The following is an 8,943-nucleotide window of genomic DNA, read 5'->3' as shown; positions in this document are numbered from 1 at the left end:
ATATTCAATCTGTTGTTGCAGCGTGCGAATTTGGATGTACGTGCTCCCCACGTCGCCCAAGAGCGTTACCAGCACGTCGTCATAGTCGAAGACCGAAGCATTCAAATCCGCTTGCGCCGACTCGATGGCTCGCCGGAAGCGGCCCCAAAAATCCAATTCCCACGCCAGGTTGAAGCCCAGGTCCCAATTGTTGAAAAAACGCTGCGGCAAAAATTGCTGATTGGCCGCCAGCGTACTGATGGAATCGCGCGAATATCCCCCCACGGCTTGCTGCGTTTGGGGAAACAGGTTGCCGACCGCAATCGCCAGCGCCGCTCGCTCTTGCAATATGCGAAAACACGCTTCTTTGAGCGTCAGATTCTGCTGCGCCGCGCACTCGATCAAATCCGTGAGTTGCGGATCGTTGAACGCCGTCCACCAATGGCTCAGATCGGGTTCTTCCGACGACAGCCGCTTGTCGTTGGCGTCGATCCACTGATCGGCGACTTCCGCCCGAGGCCGGTGATAATTCGGACCAACCTTGTACCCGTTGGCCCGATATTCGTCCCACGGCGTGCAGCCCGCGACAGAAAGCGCAGCGAATAACACCGCGGTCAATAATAGCGCAGGCCGCCCCGCGCTGGAAATCTTTCCCCGAATCGCCCCCCGCATAATCCCTCCCTGAACCTCGCGGGCTGTTGTTCAAGCCGCACATGGCCCGGTCCTAGCCCCGGGACGGCTGGTGCGCAGATAAAACGCAAGACGCTCTAATCTACAGTACCATCTGCGTTATCGGAGAATCTTACGTCCTAGGAACAGCCAAAGTATTAAGATTTTCTCGCGCAGCTTGCCCATGCTGCCTGGAAGTGGCTTCACACAAGCAAAAATGCGGCGATAATGGCCCGACATGCAAGCAACGCATCAAGTCGTGGTGATCGGCGGCGGATTCGGCGGCCTCAATGTCACTCGCAAGCTGCGCCGTGCGCCGGTGGAAGTTACGCTGGTCGATCGCCGCAACTTTCATCTTTTTCAGCCCCTGCTGTATCAAGTGGCCACCGGCGGTTTGTCGCCGGCCAATATCGCCGCGCCCTTGCGATCGGTCTTTCGCAAGCAGGCCAATGCCGAAGTGCTGCTTGGTGAAGTTGTAGAAATCGACGCCGCCACGCGGCAAGTGATTCTCCGTGACGGAAAAATTCCCTACGACACGCTCGTCGTCGCAACAGGCGTCAGCCATCAATACTTCGGCCACGACGAATGGGAACCCTTCGCGCCGGGCTTAAAAAGCATCGAAAACGCCACCGCGATCCGTGGCCGGGTGCTCACGGCGTTTGAAGAAGCCGAACGCGAATCCGATCCAGCCCGAATTCGCGCCTGGCTCACTTTCGTGATCGTTGGCGGGGGAGCGACCGGAGTGGAATTGGCCGGCACCTTGTGCGAATTGGCCCGCGAAACATTGCGCGGCAATTTCCGCCGCATCAATCCCGCCGATGCCGAGGTCATTTTGATCGAAGCCACCGATCGGGTGCTGCCCGCCTTTGTGCCGCAATTGTCGGCTAAGGCCCAGGCATCTTTGGAAAAATTGGGAACCCAAGTGCGGTTGAATAACCGAGTAACCAACTTGCAAGCCGATTTTGTCACCGTCCAAAGCGGTCCGACCAACGCCGTGCAAACCGAGACAATTCCCGCCCGCACCGTGCTGTGGGCCGCTGGCGTGCAAGCATCCCCCTTGGGAAAAGCCGTGGCCAAGGCAACCGGAGCGCAGCTCGATCGGGCCGGCCGTGTGATCGTTCAGCCAGATTGCACCGTGCCCGGGCATCCGGAAATCTTCATCATCGGCGATTTAGCAAATTTCACTGGCAGCGATGGCAAACCGCTCCCCGGCGTCGCCCAGCCGGCCATTCAGGAAGGACGGTATGTGGCCAAGCTCATTGCCGCTCGACTGCGCGGCCAAACACTGCCGCCGTTCAAATACCGCGATTTGGGCAGCCTGGCCACAATCGGTCGGCATGCCGCCGTCGCCGATATTGGCCCCTTCAAAATCTCCGGCTGGCTCGCCTGGTGGATTTGGCTCGTCATTCATCTGATGAATATCGTGCAGCACCAAAGCCGAATTCTGGTTCTCCTGCAATGGGGCTGGACTTATTTCACACGCAACCGCGCCGCCAGGTTGATTACCCAAGTACCGCAGCAAACAGATCAGTAACTACGCGGCGAAGGGCGATTAACCCCGCTTCCACGTGCTGGCATCTTTACCGATCTTGGGTGACAGAACATCTTCCCGCTAGCGTTACAAGCGGCAGAATCGGCAGAATCGTTAAACTCTACCTGCTTTTCCTGACGAGAATTTTCTAGCAGCAGATTGCGGCTTTGCGCGCGAAGTGTTCTCGCACGCACTCCCTCTGCTTGTATGGAGAATTGCACATGAGCGGGAAACGACTTCGGATCGGGCCAATCGTGGGTCTGATGGTTTCCATCACGGCACTAAGTGGCGCCATCGCCCGTGCCCAAGTCTGGACCGGCGGCGGCGCTGACGACTTGTGGAGCGATAACGCCAACTGGTCAGCTCCTCCGACAAACGACGGCACTGCGCCGATCCATATGGCCGGAAGCACGCGGACCACGCCCGATGTCGATTCCCCCTGGAGCATTTTGTCGCTCACATTTGACTCCGGCGCCAGTGCATTCACGCTCCACGATATGCAGTTGACGATTGGCAGTGGCGGGGTTACCAACAACAGCTCCAATACGCAAATCATCGACAATGCCATTGTGCTCAACAATCCGCAAACCTGGAACGCCGCCAGCGGCGATTTGACGTTCGGCAGCACGGTCAATTTGAACGGAAACCCGTTGATTATAAGTGGGTCAAATGACACGACTATTATGGGCGCTATTAGCGGCGCTGGTGGAATCACCAAAAACGGCGCCGGCACGCTGTTCCTCGACGCTGACAATAGCGGCGAAACGGGCACCGTCACCCTCAACGCCGGAACCATTCAGGCCGGCGCGGCGAATGCTTTACCCGATGTGACCTATAACATTTCCGGCGGCACCCTCAATTTTGCCGGTTTCAATTCCGATTTGGGCGATGTGACCAATACCGGCGGATCCATTACTTTAGGTGGCGCCACGTCGACCTTCAATTCGCTCAATCAATCCAACAGCAGCAGTCTTACCCTCGGCGGCGGAACCTTAACCGTTACCAATGCAGCCACCATATCCGGCGGCACGGTTGATGCCGGCGGCGGAACCTTGAACTTCTCGAGTACGGCCACCATATCCGGCGGCACGGTGACCATCGGCAGTGGCGGAAATTTGAACGTCACTGGCGCGACGACCTTCTCCGGCGGTTCCATTTCTTTGTCCGGCGGAACTGCTAACTTGGCTTCGCTCGCCGAAAGCAACAGCGCTGCGTTCAGCACTGGCACAGGCGGCACGGCCACCCTTACCGGAGCGTTAACTCTCAACGACAGCAGCTCCTTCGATGTCACCGGCGGCTCGGCCACCGTGGGCTCGCTCAGCGGCACCAGTAGCTCTGCACTCCTGAACCTTGGCACCAATGGCACGTTTAACGACGGCACCACCACCAGCGACACGTATGCTGGCTCGCTTACCAGCGCTGGCGGTTCTTTGGTGCTGAACGGCGCTGGCGGCGGATCGCTCACTCTGACAAACACAGGGAACGCTGCAGATTTCTCCAGCGGCACGGTCAACATCGGGGTCGGCAACACGTTCAACGGCGGCACTGGCGACGCCGGCTCGCTGCCCACGGCCGATTACACCGTCAATGGCACGTTGAACGCCAACAGTGTAAGTTTTACCGCGAACTCTCTGAACGGCACCACAGCAGGAGCCGCTGTGAACTTAGGCGGCGCCACGATGACCATCGACAACACCACCGGTACGCCAAGTTACGCGGGAACGATTAGCGGCACCACCGGTTCCTCTATCGTGATGCAAGCGGGCACACAAACGTTGGCTGGCAACATTTCCAACGTCGACTCGATTGTCGGCAACGGCGGCACGCTTACCGCGAACGGAAACATCTCCGGCGACACAGCAGTCACCGCCAACAGTGGCAGCACCATTGTCTTAGGCGGTACAAACACCTACACCGGCGGCACCACCCTCAACTCCGGCGGCACCGTCTCGATTTCCAGCGATGCCAATCTCGGCGGCACCTCCAGCAATGGCGCGGTCACCTTCAGCGGTGGCACCTTGGAAGTTACCGGCAACACACTTCATAATTTGGACAACCACACGATTAACAACACGACTTTCAACGGCGGCTTTGATATTGACGACGTCGCCAACTCTTTCACCGTGAGCCAAAGCCTCAGTGGCAGCGGTTCGCTTTCCAAATCGGGCGATGGCACCCTGGTGCTGTCCGGCACGAATACCTATTCCGGCGGAACAACCGTGACCGACGGCACCCTGCAAGGCACCACCACCAGCCTGCAAGGGAACATTACGGCCACCAGCCCCGGTACAGTCGATTTCAGCCAAAGCACCAATGGCACCTATGCCGGAGCGATCAGCGGCACAGGCAACGTCGTGATCGATGCCAATTCCTCCACGGTTACGTTTACCGGGAGCAATAACTATTCGGGAACCACCACCATCGATTCCGGCACCTTGCAAATTGGCAATGCCGGCACAACGGGCGCGCTGGGCACCGGCGCTGTTACGGACAATGGCACTTTGGTGTTCGATCGAACCGATTCCGTGACGGTCGCCAACGCCATTGGCGGCGGCGGCGACTTGACGCAGAAAGGAACCGGCCTGCTCACGTTATCCGGCGTCAGTAATTACAGCGGCGTAACCAATGTCAACGCCGGTCAATTGAACGTCGACGGAAGTATCACCAGCGCTACCACCGTGGCCTCTGGTGCAACCTTGGGCGGCATCGGCACCATTAGCAATAGCGTGAACAATAGCGGCACTTTGACCCCGGGCAACGCCAGCAACTTGACCGGCACTCTTAGCGTCACCGGCACCTACACGTTCGCTGCGCCCGGCACCACCATGAACGTGTCGGTGAATGACAACAATGCCCAAAACGTAAGCCAATTGGCGGTAACCGGAAACGCTCAGCTAGACGATTCGAAGCTGCACGTCGATTTGTCTTCTGGCAATTTCGATAAGACCGGCGCAACGCATTACACATTCTTGACGGCCAGCACCGGCATCAGCGGAAGTTTTGCCAGCGCCGATACCACAAACATCTTTGTGACGGCCACCCTGCACCCGGAAGCTAACGACATCTACTTCACGTTGTCCAACAATTTTGCGGCTCCGGGAGTAACGTTCAACCAAATTCAGGTGGGCAAATATATCACCAATAATGACACCAATACCAATACCGATTTCCAGGCGCTCATCACGGCGCTGAACGGCATCACCAATGCCAGCCAAGCCCGTGCCGCCCTCACGCAACTCAGCGGCGACATTCATCCCACGCTGGCCCAATTGACGGTCAACGACACCAATATCGTCATTGGCCAAATTGCTGCCCGGTTACGGGCCGCTCCATTCGTTCCCGGCGGCGCGTTGGCCGTGGCCGACGATGGCTCGCCTACTCGGCCTGGCTCAGCTCCCATCGCCTTGGTTAGCGCCGGACCTGACGGTGAGCCGGAGCTGCAAAGCTGCCCGGACGATTGTGGCTCGCACTGGTCAGCCTGGGGAATTGGCTACGGCATGGGCGGCAGCGCCGACTCCGATGGCAACGCCACCGGCGCGGCCTTCGGCATGGGTGGCGTGGTTGCCGGGTTGGAACGCTGGGAAGACGATTGCCATCTACTGGGCTTCTACGGCGCTTACGTGGGCGCCGGCGCCAATACCGAAAACGGCCAAAATGCCACCATCAATGGTGGTCAGTTCGGCGCTTATGTTTTCGCCGACGATGGCTTCAATTATTACACCCTGCTGGGCGGCTTCGAATTCGATGGCGATACCACCAATCGAAACCTTTCCATCAACGGACTGACTAGCGGGAACACCTCCGACTATACCGATTGGCAATCGTTCGTGTACGCAGAACGCGGCATGAGCTTCCAATCTTGCAATTATGTGGTCCAACCCTTCGCGGCTGTCCAATACATCTATGTCCGACAAAACGACTTTACCGAAACCGGAGGTTCCAACACCGCGGTGAATCTGAGCGGCAGCAGCGATACCACCAATTCCCTCCGCACCATGGTGGGCGCCCGCCTGCAGTATGCCATGATCAACCACGCCGGTCGCCGGACGCTGCCGGAAATTCATGCCATGTGGCTCCACGAATACTTAGATGCCGACACCAGTCTCACCGCGACGATGGTTCCCGTGGGTGGTTCGCCTTTCATCGTCCGCGGCCTGGACATGGGCCGGGATTGGGGTGTCATGGGCGCCAGCTTCACTTGGGAAATGCTTGACGGATGGAGCATGTTTGTGAATTACGACTTGCAGACCAATACCCAAGTGACCTACAACACCGGCTCCGGCGGTCTCGGTTACCGCTGGTAGTCGTCCTCGGCTCGATGGGGCAAAGCGCGTTCTCCCGTCCGAATTCGGTGAAGCCAGGAAATCCTCGCCGTCTTTTCCGGAATTATCGATTGTTCCGGCTCTGCGCTGTTGCCACCACAGATTTCGCTGTCTCCGCTCTCTAAGTCGCTGCAGCGATTGCACTTCAGTATTCGTTTTCTGCTCTGGCAAACGGCGGTGACTTTGCCACCATTTCCGGTGCTAATGCCGAATTTGTTTCGCAAGGTTCGGTTGTATCTGTTTTGTCGATAGCAACACAAAAGCCGGTTGTCGCATTTCTACGGTTTTTGACATTACCTTTCGGCCATCACGTTTATCGCCTCCGCATTGTCGGCCACCGAACGTATCCGCCAACCCCGGCCAGAGAGAACATGGCTGAGGTTTTGTATCTACGGTCATTCCCTTCACGTTGCCTTTTCGAGGACGCGCGAATGCTCAGCTTTTTACGGCGCTGGACTACGCCGGCGGCGGCATTCATGGTGCTCCTCAGCGGATGCACCAGTTTTCGCGACTATATCCACAACGGATTCAAGGTCGGTCCGAATTATAAGCGCCCCCCGGCTCTGGTGGCCGAGCATTGGATTGATGAATCCGACAAACGAGTCCGAAGCCAGTGCGATGACCTGTCTGCCTGGTGGACGGTCTTGAACGATCCGCTCTTGAATCAGTTGATGGTCAATGCCTACCAGCAAGACCTCACACTCCGCGAAGCCGGCTTTCGGGTGTTGGAAGCCCGCGCGCAACTGGCAATTGCGCGCGGTGAATTCTTTCCGCAAAGCCAAACGGCCAACGGCAGCTATACCCGGTTCGGCGTCGGACAAAACTTCTTCAGTTCCTGGAATTTCAATTTCAATTTGAATTGGGAATTGGATTTTTGGGGACGTTTCCGCCGGGCCATTATCGCCGCCGACGAAACGCTGGATGCCTCGGTCTACAACTACGACGACGCCCTCGTCACGCTGCTGGGCGACGTAGCGACTGATTACGTCCAAGTCCGCACCGATCAGGAGCGCATCCGTCTCTTGGATAACACCGTCAAGGTACAGGAAAACGTCCTCACGTTTATCGACACCCAACTCAAGTCGGGCTTTCATGGCATTACCGATTTAGATCACGCCCAGGCCCTCAGCAATTTGAAACAAAGCCAGGCCCAAATTGCCCAATTGCAAATCGACATGCGGTCCAACGAAAATGCGCTCTGCACGCTGTTGGGCATTCCCACGGTCGATATCGAACCGCTGTTGAACTCCGCGCCCAAGCGAAATATCCCCGTCACTCCCGAAACCATCGTCGTCGGCGTGCCGGCCGATTTGCTTCGCCGCCGCCCCGACGTCAGGGCGGCCGAACGCAATGCCGCCTCACAGGCCGAACAAATCGGCATCGCCGAGGCCGATTTATATCCCGCCTTCACCATCAATGGCACACTCGGCTGGCAAGCCGCCAGGCTTGGCAATTTGTTCACGCCGCAGGCCTTCAACAGCAACGTAGGCCCCTCGTTCCAATGGAACGTCTTGAACTACGGTCGCCTGGTGAACAACGTTCGCCTCCAGGATGCCACGTTGCGAGAACTCGTGGCCACGTATCAGCAAACCGTCCTCTCGGCGGATGAGGAAGTGGAAGATGGCATCGTGACATTCCTCAAATCTCAAGAGCGGGCCAAATTGCTGCGCGACAGCGTTGATGCCGCCTACCTTGCCCTGGAAGTCGTCATTGCCCAATACGAAAATCCAACAACCATTGCCGGCGCCGGCGCCGATTTCAATCGTTACGCCGTCATCCTGCAAAACCTCATCCAGCAGCAAGACCTCTGGGCCCAATCCCGAGGCCAAATTGCATTGGGCCTGATCGAAACCTATCGCGCCTTGGGCGGTGGCTGGCAAATTCGATGCGCGCCAACGGTTGCTGGCGTGGATACAACATCCCAACCTAGCGATGCACCACCGGTCCCGCCCGAACAAATCCTGACGCCGCCGCAAGAATTGCCCGCGATGCCCTTGAACCCTACTGAAGGCGCTCCGGCGGTAACTCCGTCTGCCCCTTCAGTTCCGCTTCCACCCACGCCTACTTCGCCACCGCCTGCCACGGCTCCGATGTCCCCCGCAACATCGAATTTGCCATCATCCACAGCCCCTACCACAGCCATACCGACCCCCGCGCCTGCCAATATGCCGAAATCCTCGACGCCGGCCACAGCGCCCATGTCTCCTGCTCCAAGGACGGTCCCGGCGAACCCCAGGCCAACTACGACACCACCAGCAATTCCACTCACACTCCCATCGACATCTCAGTCAGATGCCCCGCTCACGCTGCCGGCGACGGCGCCAACAAGCACACCCTTACGGCTTCCATCGGCGACTACTCTCCCCTCCTCCGCACCCTTGTTATCGCCGCTTCCACCCACCGATGCCAACCCATCCTTGTCGGCCCCAAATTCAAAATAGG

General features: G+C 58.0%; 4 protein-coding genes. 3 read left to right on the top strand and 1 reads right to left on the bottom strand.

The features are described 5' to 3' along the window. Nucleotides 1-651: TolC family protein (locus VMJ32_02225; GenBank protein ID HTQ37813.1), on the bottom strand; the 651-nt coding region annotated here is incomplete at its 3' end. 235 nt (nucleotides 652-886) lie between these two features. Between VMJ32_02225 and VMJ32_02220 the strand changes: the two genes are divergently transcribed. From VMJ32_02220 to VMJ32_02210, 3 genes are all read left to right on the top strand, one after another. Beyond that, nucleotides 887-2,182: an NAD(P)/FAD-dependent oxidoreductase gene (locus tag VMJ32_02220; GenBank protein HTQ37812.1), complete on the top strand. Its 1,296-nt coding sequence runs from the start codon at nucleotides 887-889 to the stop codon at nucleotides 2,180-2,182. Nucleotides 2,183-2,400: 218 nt separating this feature from the next. Beyond that, entirely contained in the window at nucleotides 2,401-6,483 is a 4,083-nt protein-coding gene (locus VMJ32_02215; protein ID HTQ37811.1) for an autotransporter domain-containing protein, read from the top strand. A 449-nt stretch (nucleotides 6,484-6,932) separates the two neighbouring features. After that, on the top strand, nucleotides 6,933-8,942 hold the full coding sequence (locus tag VMJ32_02210) for an efflux transporter outer membrane subunit (protein ID HTQ37810.1): 2,010 nt from the start codon (nucleotides 6,933-6,935) through the stop codon (nucleotides 8,940-8,942). The last annotated feature ends 1 nt before the right edge of the window (nucleotide 8,943 follow it).

This window comes from Pirellulales bacterium, from assembly GCA_035499655.1.
Lineage (GTDB): Bacteria > Planctomycetota > Planctomycetia > Pirellulales > JADZDJ01 > DATJYL01.
Note: the sequence above shows the minus strand (reverse complement) of the source record. Positions and strands in the feature narration are given on the sequence as shown.

Bases quoted from the DNA above. Each gene is read 5' to 3' on its own strand.
- VMJ32_02215 (HTQ37811.1), top strand. From the start codon at position 2,401: ATGAGCGGGAAACGACTTCGGATCGGGCCAATCGTGGGTCTGATGGTT.
- VMJ32_02220 (HTQ37812.1), top strand. From the start codon at position 887: ATGCAAGCAACGCATCAAGTCGTGGTGATCGGCGGCGGATTCGGCGGC.
- VMJ32_02210 (HTQ37810.1), top strand. From the start codon at position 6,933: ATGCTCAGCTTTTTACGGCGCTGGACTACGCCGGCGGCGGCATTCATG.